A 19,117-nucleotide genomic window follows, 5' to 3' on the forward strand; every position below is an offset into this window, starting at 1 on the left:
CAATCTCTTATTCGTGAAGACGGGAGTGTAATCACACAATTGAATAGTTCGTGTCCAGCAAGCTAGGGCGCTCGGTTATCAGCGGTTAACCGGGCGTCCTATTGTGCGCTTTACGGGAGGTATCCGGCTCCTCTATTATTAAGGAATGGATACAAAACAAGCAGTTCGAACAGGACGAACGCGGCGCGGAGCCGCATTGTGGTGGATCGGGGCCGGGGTTCTGCTGCTTCTGCTGATCGGAGGAGGGGCCTTCCTGTTCCGAGGGGGAGACGGGGGAAGCGGCATTCCGCCGGTCGTTCCCGAGCCGAGGCATTATACATATGCAAGCGCGGTCGCGTCGAACGGGATGGAGCTTCATGTCTTGAAGACGCGGCCTTCGAATATTACGCTGCGGACCGTTCAGGGGAATGTGGCGGTGGCTCCTTATTACGGAATCAACGGCGGCTTCTTCTACCAGCAGGCGCTGGTCAGCATGGCGGTCGTCGACGATAAGCCCGCGAACGGCGGGCAAGGGGCGTACGGCTCCGGCGGGGAAAATATCAAGTACGCCAGAGGGACGCTCGTCTGGGACGGAGCGACCGATTCGCTTGGCGTTCAGGTGGTGCGGCTTGCGGCGGAGCTGCGGGTGACGGATCGTTCGGACTATTGGGCGCAAGGCGGCATCAGCATGGGCCTCGACCTGGGGGACGGCTGGGCGGAGCAGGCGTTTGCGGAGAATGCGCCCTACCCGGACGAGCCGAGGCTGCGATCGGCGGCCGCTTACGACGGGGAGGGGAACGTGATCTTGATCGTAAGCGCGACGGCGGGGACGCTGGCGGACTTCCGGGCGGCGATTATAGAGACGGTCGGGGCCGTCGGCCTGGTCAACGGGATTTTCCTCGATGGGGACGGGTCTTCGCAGATGAGGACTCGGGAGATGAGCCTGCAGGGAGACGGCAGGCCGGTCGTGCAGATGATTCAGCTCGTGGAATAGAGGCGGCCGCCAAGCGTTCGCCTCGTCAGTATGCGTAACCGATTGCGCAAGGAAGGGAGACTTTCTCTTGAAACTTAAGGAAATCGCGGCCAAGGCGAACGTCTCCATCAGCACCGTCTCCCGCATCATCAACAATCAAGGAAGCTTCAGCGAAGAGACGCGGCGCAAGGTCATGGACATCGCGCAGGAGTATCTGAAGCCCGGCCTTACTCCGTCCAAGGTCGGCGGGCTCTCGTACGCCATTGCGGTCTTCGTGCCGGAAGCTCACGACTTCGTCGGCAACGACCCCGCCTCCTCGGCGGACTTGAGCCACTTGAAGGAAGAGTTCGAGGCTTCCGGGCACCGCTTCCTGCTCGCGACCCATTCGCGCGGCGCGATGACGGCTGGTCCCGGCTATAAGCTGCTGACCGACCATAAGATCGATGCCGCGATCGTCTTCGATTCCTTCGTCGACGACCGGCTCGTCGACGAATTGACAGACAGGGGAATTCCCTATCTGGTGACGAACGGAAGGCGGTACGACCGCGCCCAGAACTATGTCGACTACGACAACCGCAAGGGCGCTTACGAGGTCATCCGTTACCTGCACGGCCTCGGCCACCGCGCGATCGGGCTCATCGCGGGGCCGGAGGATCATCTCGTCAGCCGGAACCGGTTGGACGGCTGCAGGGACGCCTTCCGGGAGCTCGGTCTCGAATGGCGAGAGGACAACGTCCGCGCGGGGGCGTTCGACCCTTCGCACGGCTATCAGGCCGCCAAGCAACTGATCGGGCGGCGGAGCGGAGGCGGACGGATTACCGCGCTGTTCGCCTTTAACGACATGATGGCGTTCGGCGCGATGAAGGCCTTGTCCGAATTGAAGCGGAGCATTCCGCAGGATGTCTCCTTGGTCGGGTTCGACGACTTGAAGCTGTCCGAATACATGACGCCGCCCCTGACGACCGTGCGAAGGTTCCGTTACGACATCAGCGGCTTGATCGTCAAGATGCTGATGGAGCTCATCGCGAACCGGACGATAGCGGAAGTCCACGTCAGCTTGAAGACGGAGCTGATCGAGCGCGAGTCCTGCGCTCCGGCTCGTGCGGAAGGAGAAGCCTGATGTCGATCAGGAGCCCAGAAGGAGAATCGTCCTCTTGGGAAGCTTAAGCTCCCTCCAGCTTCCCTTCCTCATCCCGTTCCTCTCATCCAGCCGAACGCTATCTTCTCCCCTTACGAGTGGGCGCTATCCCCCTCCGGGCGGCCGTCGTGCGTTCGGCGCGGCCCCGACCTTCTCCCCTTACGCGTGGACCCTATCCCCCTCCTTCTGGACGCTTATGTCTCTTCTCCCTCTGGCTCAGGAATCTCAGGAATCTCCTCTTGCGGCTCATGCATCCTTCGTTAAAGTCCGCGAAACCGGATGGCTGTCGATTTTATGCGAAAAATCGTATTGGCGCAGCTTCCGTGGCTATGAAAGCCTACTGTGAAGAGGCTGGGGGCGGAGTTAGTGGAGGAAGTCCGATCCTTCGAGCGCGGAGAGGCGAAGGAGGGGCGCTAGTGGAGAAATCCGCACAACGCCGCTCCGCAGAGAAGGTTGGAGAGGATTATGTGACGACTCATCTCGGTCCCTCCGCGCGCCTACCGCTGCTCCAGTTGAGTCGTGGTGACTCATCTGCCCCCACCATGCCTGCACGAACGCTCTCACTTGAGTAATGGCGACTCATCTCGGTCTCTCCGCGTGCCTACCGCTGCTCCAGTTGAGTCGTGGTTACTCATCTGCACCCACCATGCCTGCTCGAACGCCTGCACTTGAGTAATGGTGACTCATCTCGGTCTCTCCACGTGCCTACCACTGCTCCAGTTGAGTCGTGGTGACTCATCTGCACCCACCATGCCTGCACGAACGCTCTCACTTGAGTAATGGCGACTCATCTCGGTCTCTCCGCGCGCCTACCGCTGCTCCAGTTTGACCCGTGTCTAGGGACAATGTGCCGGGAACCCGCACAACGACGCTCCGAAGAGACGGTTGGAGGGGGAGGTACAGACCGCTATTAAGCAAGCTTAATTTTCGTATTAAATCACATAACACGCCGCGATTACCCCTCCATTCAGGTCGATGAATGTGAAAAATCATATAAAATCACAAAAGATGCGGGCCCCGGCCGCCGCCGGGTGTTCCCGGCGCATTCCTCTCCTGAACGAGCGGGAGAAGAGGCGTAATGCCGGCAAAGGGCAGAGGGCAGATGGGAGAGGGCAGAGGGCGAAGGGCGAAGGGCAAAGGGCAAAGGGGGCCGCGCCTTAAAAAGTTGGCGTATATCTTAAATTCTCGGCCTCGCGAGTCGTTCCCCCGCATGACACAATGGGAGAGAAACGAACGAATAAGCGGAGGAGGAGAACGATGAGGATAAGAAAAGCAGGACCGCTGTTGTTGGCGACGGCGCTGTCCGCATTCGCGTGGTACGGAGGAGGGAGCGGATCGGGCAACGAGGCGCATGCCGCGGTCGGGCCGATTACGGTCAACCTGACGGAGTCGACCGAAGCGTTCAAGAATCCGATCATGGGGTTCCGGCCGTCGCGGTACATCAACGACAGCGGGTTCGCCGATCGGGAGTATGCGACCATCTTCAAGCACTACATCAAGTACACGGATCTTGAGAATTACGCCTCGGATTCGGTGCAGAAGATCAAGGATTGGAGCAACGCCGCTTGGGCGGGAATCGAGAGCAAGAACGTCAAGGTCGTTCCCCGCGTCGTCATCGTCTATCCCGGGACCGGCGAATTCTGGCCGGACGGCGTCTCCCATACGGACCCGGTGAACCAGTGGCTGTCGGAGACGCTGAAGACCCGGCTGGTCGCGTTCATCGGCAAGCTCGGGCAAGCCTGGAACGACGATCCCCGGGTTGCCTTCATCGAGCTGGGCCTGTACGGCAACTGGGGCGAGAACCACATCTACCCGAACAAGTTCGCCGACGGGACGGACCGCATTCCGCTCAGCTTCCAGACGGCTCTGGGGGACGCGTATACGGCGGCCTTCCCCGATAAGAAGGTTCTCGTGCGCTATCCCGAGACGTTCACCTCCTACGACTTCGGCATCCAGTGGGATTCGTTCGCGCTGCCCGACGACGTCGCTGGCGGCAACGGGGAGATCGCCCGCGACACTTGGCGGACGCAGATCAACAGCGGCGAGGTCGCTTACGATTGGGGCGATCAGTCCAACCTGGGAGGCAGTCCCGACGGCACGCTTGGAAGCGCATCCAATACGAACTATGTCATCGATTGGATCATGAAGACGCATACGTCAAGCTTAGGCTGGATAGCGGACTATACGGAGAGCAACTCCTCCGTCGCGGCGGGAGCGGCCGCCATGCAGAAGGTGCTGGGCTACCGCTTCGTGCTGAACCAGGCGACGTTCACCGGCAACGTGACGCCGGGAGGAACGATGAACGTCTCGTTCAACGTCACGAACAAAGGCTCCTCGCCGTTCTATTATAATTGGCCCGTCGAGGCCAGCCTGCTGAAGAGCGACGGAACCGTCGCTTGGAAGGGACTGTTCCAGGCCGATATCCGGAATTGGCTGCCCGGGACGAATTGGAACAGTACGACCCGCGTCTACGCCGCGGCTCCGGCGACGAATACGGTGAGCGGCGCGTTCACGATCCCGTCCACGGTGCCGAACGGCACCTACACGCTGGCGCTGTCGATTCTCGATCCGGCGGGCTGGAAGCCGAGCGTGCGGTTCGCCAACACGAACTATTACGCGGGCGGCCGCACGCCGATTGGCAAAGTCGGCGTCGGCACGGACCCGGCCGACCAGAACCTCGGCACGTTCGTCAGCCTGAAGGCGGACAGCACGCTCGGCTACAGCCTGCAGAGCGGCGCTTACGACGGCGGGGCAAGCGGAGGCGGCGGAGGGAACGAAGGGAGCGGCGGAACCGTCGCCAGCTACGAAGCGGAAGCCTCCGGCAACACGCTTGCGGGCGGAGCGGCAACGTCGGCTTGCTCCACTTGCTCCGGAGGCTCCAAGGTGGGCTATGTCGGCAACAACGCCGGCACCTTGCAATTCAACGGCGTCAGCGCTTCGGCCGCGGGAACGTATACGCTGACGATCTCCTATCTGAACGGAGACGCGGCGAGATCGGCGCAGATGAGCGTCAATGGCGGCGCCGCGACCGCGATCAGCTTCCCGAACACGGGAGGGTGGAGCACGGTGGGGACGGTAGAGACTTCCGTTCAACTGAACGCCGGGAACAACACGATCAAGTGGTCGAACACCGGCGGGTGGGCGCCGGACTTCGACCGGATTCAACTGAGCGCCGGCGGCAGCGGAGGCGGGGAAGATACGCAGGCGCCGACCGCTCCGGCCAACGTCGCGGCGACGTCCGTCACGGCGAGCAGCATCTCCCTGAGCTGGAGCGCTTCGACCGATAACGTGGGCGTTGCGGGCTATGACGTGTACCGCAACGGCACTTATGTCGGAACGACGGCGTCAACGGCGTATACCGACACCGGACTCTCCGCCGGCACGACGTACAGCTATACCGTGAAGGCCAAGGACGCGGCGGGCAACGTATCGGCGGCCAGCGGCGCGGCCTCCGGCACGACGAGCGCATCCGGAGGAGGAGCGTCGCTTCTGCTGGACAACTTCGACAATTCTCCGACATGGCCGGGCGGCAACGATCTGGGCAAGTGGGCCGGAGCCAACGGGTTCGTGAACAACGCCGGCGTGATCGAGAGCGGCGCCTTGAAGCTGCAATACAGCAACGGAGGCTGGTTCGGCAGCGACGTTGCGCAGAGCATCGCCGGGTACAGCAAGCTGATCATCCGGATCAAAGGTGCGGCGGGAGGCGAGGAGAGCCAGTTCCATCTCATTCTCGGCGGAGTGGAGAAGACGCTGGGGGCGTTCAGCGGGAACACGATAACGACTTCCTATAAGGATATCTCGATCGACTTGGCGGCGAACGGCGTCGACCGGTCATCGCCGGGGCAGTTGCAGCTGACGTTCTGGCACGGCAGCACCGGGACGGTCTGGATCGACGAGCTTCGATTCGAATAGCGAAGGAAGCCGATGCCCGGCAGGGCGGAAGCTTATTCTGCCGTCCATTCCAATATTGTCGCCTCCGGCCCCTTCCTGCGGGCCGGAGGTTCAATTATTTCTCAAGCCGTGGTATGTTGAAGGTGTTTATCGGCAATCGGGGAGGCAGCACGGGATGAACGGGATGAACGGAGCCAGACGCATCTCTGCGTTATTGGCCTTATGCGCGGTCGTCGCGCTGGCTGCGCTGGTGTCCGCCTGCAAGGGCGCGACCGGCGAGCACGCCCCGGGAGGCGGGAGCGCCGAGGGCGTTCCTCAGCCATATGTGACGTTAAGAATGATTATGCCGGGCGACGAATCGGCGCGCATGCGGGAATTCGTCGACAACGAGCTGAACGAGCGCCTGAAGCGGGAACTGAACATGAAGCTGGAATTGACCTATATCCCCTGGTCGGACTACCAGTCCAAGATCGAGCTCGCGCTGTCCACCGGGGAGAATTACGACCTGTTCTGGTACGGCACGCCGTTCGTGGCGGAATACAAGGCGAAGGGCTATATCCAGCCGCTCGACGCCCTGCTTCAAGAATACGGGAACGATCTGACGGCGAACATCCCGGCGGATAACTTCAAGCTGGATACGATCGACGGCAAGCTGTGGGCCATTCCTTCCCAGGCGTTCACGTCCGCGGGCAAGTTCACGTCGGTTATGGTCCGCCAGGACCTGCTCGAATCGGTCGGCATGATCGGCATTCGGACGATTGCCGATCTGGAAGCGTTCTACACGAAGATGCGGGCGAAGGACCCGAGCTACTACGGGTATCTGGAGACCGACCGCGGCCAGGACGTGCTGTGGCGGGAGCTGTCGGACCGGCCGCTCTCCTTCCTGGACGAGAATCAGATGTTCGCCGTCGACGAGGACAGCGGCGAGCTTGTGGATTACCTGGAATCCGATCTGTACAAGGAAGTCGCGCAGGTGCGGAAGCGCTGGGTCGACACGGGGCTGATCGATAAGCAATTCATCGGCTACAAGGCCGCGAACATCGATCAGGAAGACGCGGGCAAGCTGTTGTTCCGCGTCGGCGCCGTCTCCCGGGCGATGGAGAATCTGCAGACGGTGCAGAACGCGGACCCCGATGCCAAGCTCAGAGAATATTACTTGTCCCCGGACAAGCCGAAATATATCGTGGCCCCTTCCAACGAGGCCTACATGATCCCGGCGAAGGCTTCTCATCCCGCGAGAGCGATGCAGTTCATGAACTGGATTCTGCAGAGCAAGGAGCATTACAACTTCATCATCTACGGCGTGGAAGGCAAGGACTATCGCATCGAGAACGGCAAGATCAAGCTGCTGACGAACGACCAATTCCTGTACGAGTGGATGTGGCGGAACAAAAATTACTTCATGCCGACGACGAGCGTCGACGATTCCGTCGTGCAGGACATGCTGCATAACGACGACAACGCGAGAGTCTCGCGCATCTTCGGGTTCCACTTCAACCAGGAGCCGGTCAAGAACGAGTATGCCAACGTGCTTGCGGTTTACAACGAGAAGTTCGTGCCGATCAACCTCGGTATCGTCGACTACGAAGAACACTTTTCCGCCGCGATGGACGCCTTGAAGAAAGCCGGCTACGACCAAGTCTGGGACGAGCTTCAGAGACAGTATGCGAGCTTCCGCTCCGGGCAGACCTCCCTCTCGGGCAGGGAGGAATCCGAGTGAAATCCAGTATTTTCACGAACATGGTCATTGCCTTGCTGCTCCTGCTGACGCCGATTATTGCGCTGTATGCGTACTCGAATCATACGAGCTCCAGCGTGCTGACGGAAGAGCTTGTGAAGGCGAAGCGCACGCAGGTCGAGACGTTCGTCGGCCAGCTCGGGCAGTTGTTCGCGCAATACGACTCCTACCAGAAGATGCTGTACGAGAGCACGGAGGTTCGCAATCTGGCCTATCCGGACCTGCTGAGCGACGATCTGCTCCGCTATCGCACCTTGAAGACGGTGTCCGAGGAGATCTACCGACTGGCGGGGTACGGGGCGTGGAAGGGCATCATCGCCGTCGTTTACCCGAAGACGGGGATGATCATCAAGAGCAGCTCCAGCCTGGACGCCCTTCCCTCCGCGTTTCCGGACAAGGACGGGTTCTGGAGCTATCAGACGAATTCGCAGGGAGCCGCTTATTTTATCGAATCGATCTCAAGTCCCGCCAAGAACGCCAAGGGAGACGAGACGGATCTGACGGTCATCGCCAAGGTCGACGAGGGAGAGATCAAGAGCGACCTGTCCGAGATGAAGGCCAACGGTCTGGAGGACCCTTTCCTATACAAGCCGGGCTTCACCCCGATCTACAACTATACGGCGAATCAGGCGCTGATTCGGGAGATGCTGCCCGGGATGAAGCTTGACGGAGCCGAGGGCAATCTCGAGCCGCTGCTCCTCCGCACGAGCGAAGGCGACTTCCAGGTGCATATGGAGATGGTACAGCCGCTCGGCTGGTATCTGGTCGACTACGTGCCGATCGGCACCATCATGGCGCCGATTCACCGCAACCAGACGATGTTCTACGCGATCAGCGGCATGATGCTGTTCATGGCATGCATCCTCGGGTTTATCCTGTACCGGAGCATCCGTATTCCGTTCCGCAAGCTGATGCAGGGCATGAACTTCATCGAGAAGGGCATCTATACGAGCCGGATGAAGGACCCTCCGAAGGGGGAATTCCGGTATGTGTACCACAAGTTCAACTCGATGGCGGCGAGAATCGAGGAGCTGATCGAGGACGTTCTGAAGGAGCAGCTTCGGGCGAAGGAAGCGAACGTCAAGCAGCTGCAGTCGCAGATCAACCCGCACTTCCTCTACAACACGCTGGCGTACATCAAGAGCATGGTGGAGTTGGAGGAGAAGGAGGCGGCCGTGTCGATGACGATGAACCTGAGCAAGTATTACCGGTATACGACCAAGCTCAGCAGCAGCTTCGCAACCGTGCAGGAGGAGCTGGATCTGGTCGCCAATTATTTGGACATCCACCGCATGCTGACGGACGACTTCGAGTACGAGCTCGATATCGATCCGGCGATGCTGGCGATGGAGCTTCCCCGGCTGACGCTGCAGCCGCTGGTCGAGAACGTCATCGTTCACGCATTCCGCAAGCCGGTGCAGTACGGCGCCGTTCGCATTCGGGGAGTGCTGGAGGCATCCGGCATGGCCCGCCTCTCGGTCGAGGACAACGGGCCGGGGCTGGAGCCGGCGCAACTGGAGGGGCTGCAGGCGAAGCTTCGCAACTCCAACAGCGATCGGATCGATTCCGGCTTGCAGAACGTCCACCAGCGGCTGATGCTGCTGTTCGGGAAGGGATCGGGGCTCTCCGTCGGCGTATCCGAATGGGGCGGCCTGTGCGCGGAGCTGATATGGCAAGTGCCGGACAACGAATCGTAATGGGGGAAAAGGGAGGCGCGGAGCGTGTACGAAATTCTGATTGTGGACGATCATACGCATCTGGTGGACAGCATGGCCGGCGCCCTGCCGTGGGAGCAGATGGGCATCTCGGCCGTGCACAAGGCGTACTCCGGCGAAGAGGCGCTGGAGCTGCTGAATTATCACGGCATCGACCTGATCGTCACGGACATCCAGATGACGGGGATCAGCGGGCTGGAGCTGGCGTCCGTCGTGAAGCGGAAGTGGGCCCGAATCAAGACGGTTATTCTGACCGGGCACGACGAGTTCCAGTACGCGCAGGAAGCGATTCGCCAAAGCATCTGCAGCTATCTGCTGAAGCCCGTCTCGAACGAAGAGCTGGAGAGCACGATTCGCGGCTTGATCGACGAGCTGCAGGCGGAAGGGGAGCTGCTCGTCAATCAGCAGAAGCTGTCGTACTTGTTCCGGGACAGCTTGCCGAAGCTGAGGGAATCGCTGCTGCGGGAGCTGCTGGCGGGCAAGCTGCCGCCGCTGCCCCGGCTCCGCGACAGGCTGAGGCTGTATGAGCTGCCGTTCGACGGGGCGGCCCCGTTCCTCATGCTTGGCATGCGCATCGAAGAAGACTTCGCCGGAACGGACCTCTACAGCGTCTCTCTCCTGGAGTATGCCGTCACGAACATTGCGGAGGAGATTTTCTCCCCGCGGTATCATCTCTGGCATTGCAAGGACGATCACGATTACGTCGTGTTCCTGATCGGTCCGAAGCAGCCGTCCGAAGGCTCCGAGCCGGAATGGACGGAGGAGGCGGAACGGCTGGCGCGGCTCGTGCAGCATCAGATCAAGCGATTCCTGAAGCTCAAGTCGTCGCTGGTCATGAGCAACTGGAGCTCGTTCCCGCAGGATGTGCCCGCCGTTTATCATAACGTGCTGTCCTTGTTCACGGACTATATCGGCTTCCAGACGGAGAGCTTCTTCCATGATGTGCAGGAGCGGAGCGTGGAGGAGATCCGGCCGTTGTCCGAGCTCTACGCGAGCCCTTCGTTTATGCAACTGCTGGAGGTCGAGCAGTGGGGCGCGGCGGAGGAGAAGATGAAGCGGGTGTTCGAGGAGCTGGAGCGGCCGGAGAACAAGACGAGAGAGCACGTCTTCGAGGCGTACATTACGATCATGCAGGCGTTCTCCTATTACGCGCACAAGAAGGGGAAGCGGTTCTCCGACATCTACGGCCGCGAAGCCGAGAAGATGCTGAAGCTCGATGCCGGCTGGAGCATCGAGCCTCTGCGGGAATGGTCGTTCCAGACGCTGCGGCAGTTGCAGAGCTACAGCGGCAGCCTGTCCAACAGCTTCCGCAACGATCTGATCAACCGCATCCTCCGTTACGTCAACGAGCAGGTCAAGGACGTGACGCTGCAATCGGCGGCGGACCACGTCCATCTGCACCCGGTCTACGTCTCGAATCTGTTCAAGACGGAGACCGGGGACAACTTCTCGAATTATGTCCTGCAGGCGAGAATGGATCGGGCGCTGCAATTGCTGAAGCAGAAGGACGTCAAGATCAATTGGATTGCCCAGGAGGTCGGCTACCAGAAGCCGCAATACTTCATCAAGCTGTTCAAGACCCACTTCGGCATGACGCCTCAGGAATACAAGAACGGCCTTCCGTAATGTAACCCGTAAAGATCGGGATCAGAAGCGGAATCAGAACCCGCCGGCCGCAGCCAATGCCGAACGGAAGGTGCGCAGGTCGACGACCTCGCCCTGGCGCAAGCGGGAGTTCTCCGCCGCGAAGGCCATCAGATGGCTCTCGAGCGAAGCTTCCGCCGACGTCAGCGAGCCGGCGAACCGTTCCTCGCGCAGGTCGGACAGGAATTGGCGCAGGATGCCGGCGTCTCCTCCGTGGTGGCCTCCGTCTTCGCTTGGCGTGCGGAACACGGTGCGCTTGCCCCCGTTGAATTCGAACAGATCGATCTCTTCTCGCAGCAAGTCCCCGCGAATCTCCCCTTTGGTTCCCATAATCTGCACGATGCGATTGGTGTCGCGGGTGAACCCGCACATGCTGAACATGGCCGTCGCGCCGTTCGCGAACTCCATATTGACCACCTGATGATCGACGACATCGTTGTCCGTTCGGTACACGCACTTGCCGTACGGTCCCTTCCGAATGGCTTCCATCCGGTTCGGCAGCGTCGGCGGATCGGCGATGAGCCCCGCATAAGGGTTCGTCTCCAGATCCAGCGAATAGAACCGCTTGGCGGAATAAGGGCAACTCGCTTCCGCCGCGCACCCGTCCGTGCACCGGTCGGCGGCGCCCTCCGGCGCGTTCTCCGGGCGGAAGTGGGTCAGCGAGCCGAACGAGCTGACGCGCTCGCAGTCCGAGTCGATAAGCCAGCGGATCAGGTCCATGTCGTGGCAGGACTTGGCCAGAATCATCGGACTGGATTGGGTGGCGTTCCGCCAATTGCCCCTAACGAAGCTGTGGGCGTAGTGCAGGTAGCCGACGTTCTCGTTATGCTGAATCGACACGACGTCGCCGATGGCTCCTTCCGCCAGGAGCGCCTTGAGCCGCTTCCAGAACGGGATATAGCGGGAGACATGGCAGATCGTCAGCAGGAGGCCGGATTGCCGCGCCATGTCGGTCATCTCGACGCATTCCGCCGGATCATTGGACATCGGCTTCTCCAGCAAGACGTGGTACCCCTTCCGCAGCGCGGCCATGACAGGCTCGAAGTGCATCCGGTCCTGGGTGCTGATGAGCAGCGCGTCGCACAGGCGGGGCTGCTCCAGCAGTTGTTCCCACGACGCGAAGACGCGATCGGCAGGCAGGCCGAATTGGTCGGCGAACGCGGTTCTTCTCGCTTCGTTCGGTTCGGCGACGGCCGCGATCTCCGCCTCCTCCGGATGTTGGCTGAAGTACGGCGCATAGCTGATAAGTCCCCTCGCGCCTGCTCCGACGACGGCGAGCGACGGTTTGCTATTCATGGACAGCCCTCTCCTCTTTCCTGCAAATTAACGCAAAAATTTGCGTTCCTACATCTTCGCATAGGCTCAAAAACATTATGGAGGCTCGAATGAGCGCTTGAAAAGCCGATCTTAAGTTTCGGGCTTCAATCTTAAGAATGAGGCATATCGCCCCCAATTCCCGTGCTTTATGATGAAATCACAAGGGACACCTTGCAGGACAGGAACGGAAAAAATGTGCGCAAATTTTTTCTGATCCATGTCATCTTCACCACATAACGAGGGGGAAACAAAATTGGCTATTCGCAAAAAAGCTCTGATGTCCGCCATGAGTCTGACCGTCGTCTCCGCCATGGCGCTGACCGGCTGCGGCAACAACAATGACAATTCGGCAAGCGGCAATTCGGCAAGCCCGGCGTCCAGCTCCAATTCTTCGGATACGAAGGCAGCCGATTCTTCGAAGAAAGACGTTACCTTGACGTATACGATCTGGGACCAGCTCCAGCAGCCGGCCATGGAAGCGATCGCCAAAGAATTCACCGCGGAGAACCCGAACATCAAGGTCAAGGTCGAAGTTATCCCGTGGGGCGATTATTGGACGAAGATGTCCGCGGCGGCTCCGGCCGGCACGTTGCCGGACGTGTTCTGGATGCACAGCGGCCAGTTCGTGAAGTACGCTTCGGGCAACTTCCTCGAGCCGATCACCGACAAGGTGGAGTCCGGAGAGATCGACATGAACAACTATGCGGCGGGCACCGGCTCCATCTATGTGCTTGACGGACAGAACTATGCGGTTCCGAAGGACTTCGATACGATCGGGCTTGCCTACAACAAGGAATTGTTCGATCAAGCGGGCATTCCGTACCCGGACGATACGTGGGATTACGCGAAGCTGGCGGAGGTGGCCAAGCAGCTCAGCCAGCCGGACAAGGGCATCTACGGCTTCGCGGCCAAGATGGATACGCAAGGCGGCTATTGGAACGACATGCTCGCGAACGGCGGCTATATCGTGTCGGAGGACGGCACGAAGTCGGGCTACGACGATCCGGCGTCCATCGAAGCGCTGAAGGCCCGTTATCAGATGATTCTGGACGGCGCTTCCCCTACCCATCAACAGATGACGGATACGGACTCCACGGAGATGTTCAAGTCCGGCAAGCTCGCGATGATCTTCGAAGGCGACTGGAGAACGGCCGACATCGACGGCAGCGACATCATCCACGGCAAGTGGAACTGGGCGCCGCTGCCGAAGGGCACGGCGAAGCGCGGCAACATCATCAACGGCCTCGGCAACACGATGTCGGCATCCGGCAAGCATAAGGATGAAGCCTGGCAGTTCCTGAAGTTCCTTGGCTCCAAGCGCGCGGCGGAGATCACCGCGGAGATGGGCGCAGCGATCCCGGCCTACAAGGATACGCAGTCGGCATGGGTGAAGTCGAAGCCGGAACTGAACCTGCAGGTGTTCATCGATCAGACCGTAGACGCAACGGCATACCCGGCCGGCTCGAAGGCTTATCCGGTCTGGTTCCCGAAGGAATCGGAGATCATGGCTCAGGCATGGGGCGGCAACATCTCCATCGAAGAAGGCGCGAAGCAAGTGGCGGCCATGATGAATCAAGCGATCGCGGACAACAAGTAAGAGGATTGCGATCATCAGGGAAGGAGTCGAAGGCATTCCGGGATCGGAATGCCTTCGATGAATAAGGGGAGGTAGGCCATGAATTCGAGAAGCAGGTATGTATGGGCATATGTTATGATCGCACCTACCTTGCTCGGTACGGTTTTGTTCTGGAGCTGGCCGGCTGTCTATTCCATCTATCTTAGCTTTCTTAAATCCGAGAACTTCGGGCTGATCAACCATTGGGTCGGCTTCGCCAACTACGAGAAGCTGTTCCACGACAGAGAGTTCTGGCAGAATCTGCGCAACACGCTGTATTACACCGTCTTGTTCGTGCCGCTGACGCTTGTGTTCTCCACGTTCTTCGCGGTGCTGCTCAATTCGAAAATTCGCGGATTATCCGCTTATCGCGTCATCTTCTTCCTGCCTCAGGTGACGATGCCCGCGGCGGCGGCCATGGTATGGGTCGTGCTGTTCGCCCGCGATTACGGGTTCATCAACTACTTGCTCGGGACGCATGTGGCGTGGATATCCGATTCGCGGTTCGCGATGTTCGCGCTCGTCATCGTCGGAGTGTGGGGCGCGATCGGCCTCAACATGCTGCTCATTCTCGCCGGTCTGCAGGGCATCCCGAGATCGCTGTACGAGGCGGCCGAGCTCGACGGAGCCGTCGGGTTCCGCAAGTTCAGGTACATCACCTTGCCGCTGCTCACGCCGACGCTGTTCTTCACGACCGTCGTGCTCATGATCGGCGCCACGCAGATCTTCGATTCGATTTACCTCTTGATCGGCAAGACGAACGTTGCGCTGCCGTCCGTGCGCTCGCTCGTGTACGCGTACTACCAGAATTCCTTCGTCTATTACGATCAGAACTACGGCGCGGCGATCGTGGACATTCTGCTTGTGATCAACCTGATCCTGACGGGCATTCAATTCGCATTCCAGAAAAAATGGGTCAACTACGACTAAGGGGGGATAGAGGATGGCGAAGAGTCAAGCCGTTGCGGCGAGGAGCAGATCCAATTGGATTATTCATCTTGTGCTGATCGCGGCATCCGTCGTCATGATCGTTCCCTTCATCTGGATGATCCTGACTTCATTCAAGACGGTCACGGAAGCGACGCAGATTCCGGTCAAGATTTTCCCGGCCAACCCGGATTGGAGCAGCTATGCCAAAGCGTTCGAGAAATCGGACTTCGGCCACTATTACTTGAACACGATCTTCGCGGCCTTCATGAAGACGCTGTTCCCCGTCATCTTCAGCTCGATGGCCGCCTATGCCTTCGCGCGAATCAAGTTCCCGGGGCGCACGCTGCTGTTCTTCATTATCATCTCGGTCATGATGGTGCCGAATCCGGTCTTCTACACGCCGCAATACCTGCTCATGAGCAACTGGGGCTTGGTCAACACGGTGACGGCGCTCTGGATCTGCTCGCTCGTCAGCCCGTTCGCGACCTTCCTGCTGCGGCAATTCTTTATCGGCATCTCCCAAGAGCTGGAGGAAGCCGCCATTCTTGACGGCTGCAACCCGTTCCAGACGTTCCGGTATATCATGCTGCCGCTGGTCAAGTCCGCTCTGGTCGCGATCGTCATCATCCAGCTATTGTGGTCCTGGAACGAGTTGCAATGGCCGCTTATTATCAACAGTTCGCCGGATAAGCTTACGCTGTCGTCCGGTCTATCGACGCTGGTATCCATGTTCAGCACCAATTATCCGATTCTGATGGCGGGCGCGATCATGGCGGTTATTCCGATGATCGTCCTGTTCTTCCTCTTCCAGAAGCGGTTCATCGAAGGTGTGGCCTTCAGTGCGCACAAGGGATAATGGCATCAGACTCGACTGCGGCGTCCGAAGATGAGGCCGATGACGAACAGGACGATGAAGACGAAGAACAGAACCTTGGCGATGCCGGCTGCGGCGGCGACGATGCCCCCGAATCCGAAGACGGCGGCGACGATAGCGATCAACAGAAACACGAATGCCCAATATAACATAAGCGATTCCCTCCTTGGAATGTAGGTTGCGGTCTTGCATGCCCCTCCTTACCACACGCTCCGATAGGCGAAACGCTCCCGCTTCTTGTTTAAGCGGCCCGGATTCAGGGTAACATCCTCACAAGCATCCCATTCGCCTCAGGGAGAAGAAAGGATGATTATCCATGGCGATCGAACATCGCAATCTGGGAGTCGAGGAGCGAATCATCGAGAAGCGGTCCGACTCCAGCAAAGTCGCAACGACCCTGATCAAGTATTCGGCTTATCTGATTATTTTTTTCGGCATTCTGTATTTCCTGGTTCATTATCTTCTTCCGCGGTTCTGAGCGGAGGGGATTCGGATCGGAATGAATTCTGATCGGAAAAGATTCTGAGCGGAAGAAACGGGACAGAGCCGGGTTCCTCTAACGAAGAGGAGCCCGGCTCTGTTCGCGGTTGCTTGGCAGCGACCCGGTTATAACGGCAACAGCCGGCCGTCTTCGATGCGAAGCTGCCGGTCGGCCTGCGCGGCGATCGCCGGATCGTGCGTGATGAGCACGATCGTGCGGCCCTCATCGCGCAACTGCAGGAACAGCCGCAGGATGTCCTTGCCGGTGCGCGAGTCGAGCGCGCCCGTCGGCTCATCTGCCAGCAGCAGCGGCGGATTGCCGGCCAAGGCGCGGGCGATCGCCGTGCGCTGCTGCTGGCCGCCGGACAATTCGCCGGGCCGATGCTTCCGGCGGTCCGTCAGCCCGACCTGCTCCAGGCCGTGCGCGACGGCTTGCCGTCGTTCTTCCTTGGCCATTCCGCGGTAAATAAGCGGCAGCTCGACGTTCTGGGACACGTTCAGCTTCGGCAGCAGGTTGAACTGCTGGAAGACGAAGCCGATCGTGCGGTTGCGCAGCTTCGCGAGTTTGTTCGCTCCGAGCGAGGCGACGTCGCTTCCGTCCAGCACATAAGAGCCGCGATCCAGAACGTCCAGGCAGCCGATAATGTTCATGAGCGTCGACTTCCCCGAGCCGGAAGGGCCGACGATGGCGACGAACTCGCCCTGCTCGATCGTCATCGTGATTCCGTCCAGCGCTTCGACGGCCTGGGTTCCCGTCGAGTAGATCTTGCAAGCGTTCTCCAACTGAATGAGACTCATGGCGCCACCCCCTATCCATCTATGCGCGCAAGCTTGTCGATTATGCCGCATATAGTGAAGGAATCCCCCGTGCCTCTCGTACCGAACGGAAGGGGGAGGGAGGGCGAGCGCATGGACAACAAGAAGCAAGTCGGCGTCATTCAAGTTGCCTTCGGGCTCGGAGGCTGCCGGGAAGGGGCGGAGCTGGGGCCTCGCGGAATTATGGAAGCCGGTCTGCTGACGGAATTGGAACGGCTCGGGTATGAAGCGACGGAAGTGCGCGAGGCCGTGGTGCCGGGGAAGCCGCAGCTCATTGAATCACCCGCCCCTGGGAAAATGAAATACGAGGACGAGGTCAGCCGCATGAGCGAATCGGTGAGCGGGGAGGTGGCGTCCGTCATCGGCCGGGGACGCTTGCCGATTGTGCTAGGAGGCGATCACAGCGTGGCGATCGGGTCGCTCTTCGGCATCGCGGAGGCGCGCCGCAACCTGGGTGTCATCTGGATCGACGCGCACAGCGACCTGAACACGGAAGCGTCGAGCCCGTCCGGCAACGCGCACGGCATGCCGCTGGCGGTCGCGCTCGGGCTTGCGGCGTTCAAGCCGCAGGGGCGGAAGGCTCCCGCGATCCGGAAGGAGAAGCTTGTGCTCGTCGCGGCGAGGGACCTCGATCCGGGAGAGAAGGCGTTGATCCGCGCGGAAGGGATCGCGTGCTTCACGATGCACGATATCGACAAGCTGGGCATGAAGGCGGTAATGGAGCGGGCGCTGGCGATCGCCGGCGAGGGGACGGACGGGCTGCACGTCAGCCTGGACATGGACTCGCTCGATCCGTCGGAGGCGCCGGGAGTGGGCACGCCTGTCCCGGGAGGCCTGAGCTTCCGCGAGGCGCATCTGGCGATGGAGCTGCTCGCGGAATCGGGCAAGATCGCTTCGCTCGACATCGTGGAGGTGAACCCGACGTTGGACCGGGAGGGGAAGACGGCCCGGCTAGCCGTTGGGCTGTGCGCATCGTTGCTTGGCAAGACTATCTTGTAGGGAAGCTCGGCGAGCTGCGGACTCCGGTCGTTTGACTGGAGTCCTTCTCTTGCAGTACAAAGATAGAGAGAGTTTACAGAGAGAAGCGGAGAGCGGAGATGACCTTATGAAGAAGTTTAGGGAGCAGGAGAATCGCAGGAGCGGGAGGGGGTGGAAGCGAAGGGCGTTGCTGACCGCGCTGCTTCTGGCTTGTACGGTGGCGTTGACCTCCTGTGTGAAGGGGGAGGCTCACCTGACGATCAACATGAACGCGACCGCCGATCTGGCCCTCAATCTGGCCGTCTCGAACAAGGCGCTCGACCTGATCGGCCGGCCCGAGCTGTTGCAGGAGCTCGCGGGACGAATCGCGGGAGACCGGATGACGTTCCAATCGTACGAGAAGGACGGGCAGCACGTATTGGAGGGAACGCGCCATCTCGACCTGAAGGAGATGAAGAGCGAGCCGATCGATCTGCCGGAAGGGATTGAGGTCGAGCATCGTTCGGTGCAGCATTTTTTATATACCACTTATGAGGTTGAACTGACGGTCGATACCGACAAGCTGATGGGCGGAGCCGGAAGCGGCGGGAGCGCTGCGGAGTCGGGGGAAGGCGAGGGGAAGGCAGAGACGGATGAGGGAGCGGGAGAGGACGATGCCGGGAGCTTGGCGGACAAGCTCTCTTCGCTTTCGCCGCTCGTGAAGAAGCTCGTGCTGAGTCAGCTCGACTTCGATCTCAAGGTGACGTTCCCGCTCAAGCCGGGAGCGAACAACGCCCCTCGCACGGAAGAAGGCGGCCGCACGCTTGTCTGGCCGTTCTCCTTCTCCGAGCCGAATCGCTTCGAGCTTAGCTTAAGCGTGCCGAATATCCGCAATGTGCTGCTTGTCGGCGTTCCCGTGCTGTTCGTCGCAATAGGAGGAGGCACCGCGCTGATCGTTCGCGCCCGCAAGCGGAGAAGAAGCGGGAAGTGAGCCCGGGGAGCATAAGCCGCGCCGCGCCCGACATATAGTCAGGTAGGACGGCGTGCGGA

15 protein-coding genes are annotated in these 19,117 nt (G+C 60.1%); 12 read left to right on the plus strand and 3 right to left on the minus strand.

Annotation, left to right across the window (positions count from 1 at the left end; translation table 11 throughout):
- Positions 1–196 precede the first annotated feature (196 nt).
- From E6C55_RS04875 to E6C55_RS04900, 6 genes are all read left to right on the plus strand, one after another.
- Positions 197–973, plus strand: a complete 777-nt coding sequence (locus E6C55_RS04875) for a phosphodiester glycosidase family protein (protein ID WP_230986538.1) — start codon at positions 197–199, stop codon at positions 971–973.
- 67 nt (positions 974–1,040) lie between these two features.
- Positions 1,041–2,072, plus strand: a complete 1,032-nt coding sequence (locus E6C55_RS04880; protein WP_136368652.1) for a LacI family DNA-binding transcriptional regulator — start codon at positions 1,041–1,043, stop codon at positions 2,070–2,072.
- Between the two features lie 1,275 nt (positions 2,073–3,347).
- Positions 3,348–6,002: a DUF4832 domain-containing protein gene (locus E6C55_RS34540; protein ID WP_168735464.1), complete on the plus strand. Its 2,655-nt coding sequence runs from the start codon at positions 3,348–3,350 to the stop codon at positions 6,000–6,002.
- Positions 6,003–6,156: 154 nt separating this feature from the next.
- Positions 6,157–7,701 carry an extracellular solute-binding protein gene (locus E6C55_RS04890; RefSeq protein ID WP_136368654.1) on the plus strand — a complete coding sequence of 515 codons (1,545 nt, stop codon included), beginning with the start codon at positions 6,157–6,159 and terminating at the stop codon, positions 7,699–7,701.
- Positions 7,698–9,416, plus strand: coding sequence for a sensor histidine kinase (locus E6C55_RS04895; RefSeq protein WP_136368655.1), 1,719 nt, complete (start codon positions 7,698–7,700; stop codon positions 9,414–9,416). The genes E6C55_RS04890 and E6C55_RS04895 overlap by 4 nt, the downstream gene beginning before the upstream one ends.
- Positions 9,417–9,440: 24 nt before the next feature.
- The gene (locus E6C55_RS04900; RefSeq protein WP_136368656.1) at positions 9,441–11,060 is read left to right on the plus strand and encodes a response regulator transcription factor; all 1,620 of its coding nucleotides are present in this window, start codon (positions 9,441–9,443) and stop codon (positions 11,058–11,060) included.
- 33 nt (positions 11,061–11,093) lie between these two features.
- Here E6C55_RS04900 and E6C55_RS04905 read toward each other — a convergent pair whose 3' ends face one another.
- The gene (locus E6C55_RS04905) at positions 11,094–12,374 is read right to left on the minus strand and encodes a Gfo/Idh/MocA family protein (protein WP_136368657.1); all 1,281 of its coding nucleotides are present in this window, start codon (positions 12,372–12,374) and stop codon (positions 11,094–11,096) included.
- A 274-nt stretch (positions 12,375–12,648) separates the two neighbouring features.
- On the opposite strand from E6C55_RS04905, the gene E6C55_RS04910 reads away from it, so the two are divergent.
- From E6C55_RS04910 to E6C55_RS04920, 3 genes are all read left to right on the plus strand, one after another.
- Positions 12,649–13,992: an ABC transporter substrate-binding protein gene (locus tag E6C55_RS04910; protein WP_230986539.1), complete on the plus strand. Its 1,344-nt coding sequence runs from the start codon at positions 12,649–12,651 to the stop codon at positions 13,990–13,992.
- A gap of 78 nt (positions 13,993–14,070) precedes the next feature.
- Positions 14,071–14,940, plus strand: coding sequence for a carbohydrate ABC transporter permease (locus E6C55_RS04915; RefSeq protein ID WP_136368659.1), 870 nt, complete (start codon positions 14,071–14,073; stop codon positions 14,938–14,940).
- A gap of 13 nt (positions 14,941–14,953) precedes the next feature.
- On the plus strand, positions 14,954–15,796 hold the full coding sequence (locus E6C55_RS04920) for a carbohydrate ABC transporter permease (RefSeq protein WP_136368660.1): 843 nt from the start codon (positions 14,954–14,956) through the stop codon (positions 15,794–15,796).
- 5 nt (positions 15,797–15,801) lie between these two features.
- Here the strand turns inward: E6C55_RS04920 and E6C55_RS04925 are convergent, their stop codons facing one another.
- Positions 15,802–15,966, minus strand: a complete 165-nt coding sequence (locus E6C55_RS04925; protein ID WP_136368661.1) for a DUF1328 domain-containing protein — start codon at positions 15,964–15,966, stop codon at positions 15,802–15,804.
- A gap of 164 nt (positions 15,967–16,130) precedes the next feature.
- Here E6C55_RS04925 and E6C55_RS33635 point away from each other — a divergent pair, with 164 nt between their 5' ends.
- Entirely contained in the window at positions 16,131–16,292 is a 162-nt protein-coding gene (locus E6C55_RS33635; RefSeq protein ID WP_168735465.1) for a hypothetical protein, read from the plus strand.
- 128 nt (positions 16,293–16,420) lie between these two features.
- Here E6C55_RS33635 and E6C55_RS04930 read toward each other — a convergent pair whose 3' ends face one another.
- Positions 16,421–17,092, minus strand: coding sequence for an ABC transporter ATP-binding protein (locus E6C55_RS04930; protein WP_136368662.1), 672 nt, complete (start codon positions 17,090–17,092; stop codon positions 16,421–16,423).
- A 111-nt stretch (positions 17,093–17,203) separates the two neighbouring features.
- Between E6C55_RS04930 and rocF the strand changes: the two genes are divergently transcribed.
- Together rocF and E6C55_RS04940 are read left to right on the plus strand one after the other, a co-directional pair.
- A complete protein-coding gene (gene rocF / locus E6C55_RS04935; RefSeq protein ID WP_136368663.1) occupies positions 17,204–18,109 on the plus strand; it encodes an arginase in 906 nt (301 codons plus the stop codon).
- Between the two features lie 106 nt (positions 18,110–18,215).
- Entirely contained in the window at positions 18,216–19,058 is an 843-nt protein-coding gene (locus E6C55_RS04940) for a hypothetical protein (RefSeq protein ID WP_136368664.1), read from the plus strand.
- The last annotated feature ends 59 nt before the right edge of the window (positions 19,059–19,117 follow it).

Origin of the sequence: Cohnella fermenti, from assembly GCF_004801405.1 — a bacterium.
Lineage (GTDB): Bacteria > Bacillota > Bacilli > Paenibacillales > Paenibacillaceae > Cohnella > Cohnella fermenti.

Excerpts from the sequence above, each read along its gene's own strand:
- rocF (WP_136368663.1), top strand. The coding sequence starts at position 17,204 with ATGGACAACAAGAAGCAAGTCGGCGTCATTCAAGTTGCCTTCGGGCTC.
- E6C55_RS04940 (WP_136368664.1), top strand. The coding sequence starts at position 18,216 with ATGAAGAAGTTTAGGGAGCAGGAGAATCGCAGGAGCGGGAGGGGGTGG.
- E6C55_RS33635 (WP_168735465.1), top strand. The coding sequence starts at position 16,131 with ATGGCGATCGAACATCGCAATCTGGGAGTCGAGGAGCGAATCATCGAG.
- E6C55_RS04890 (WP_136368654.1), top strand. The coding sequence starts at position 6,157 with ATGAACGGGATGAACGGAGCCAGACGCATCTCTGCGTTATTGGCCTTA.
- E6C55_RS04915 (WP_136368659.1), top strand. The coding sequence starts at position 14,071 with ATGAATTCGAGAAGCAGGTATGTATGGGCATATGTTATGATCGCACCT.
- E6C55_RS34540 (WP_168735464.1), top strand. The coding sequence starts at position 3,348 with ATGAGGATAAGAAAAGCAGGACCGCTGTTGTTGGCGACGGCGCTGTCC.
- E6C55_RS04930 (WP_136368662.1), bottom strand. The coding sequence starts at position 17,092 with ATGAGTCTCATTCAGTTGGAGAACGCTTGCAAGATCTACTCGACGGGA.
- E6C55_RS04920 (WP_136368660.1), top strand. The coding sequence starts at position 14,954 with ATGGCGAAGAGTCAAGCCGTTGCGGCGAGGAGCAGATCCAATTGGATT.
- E6C55_RS04925 (WP_136368661.1), bottom strand. The coding sequence starts at position 15,966 with ATGTTATATTGGGCATTCGTGTTTCTGTTGATCGCTATCGTCGCCGCC.
- E6C55_RS04905 (WP_136368657.1), bottom strand. The coding sequence starts at position 12,374 with ATGAATAGCAAACCGTCGCTCGCCGTCGTCGGAGCAGGCGCGAGGGGA.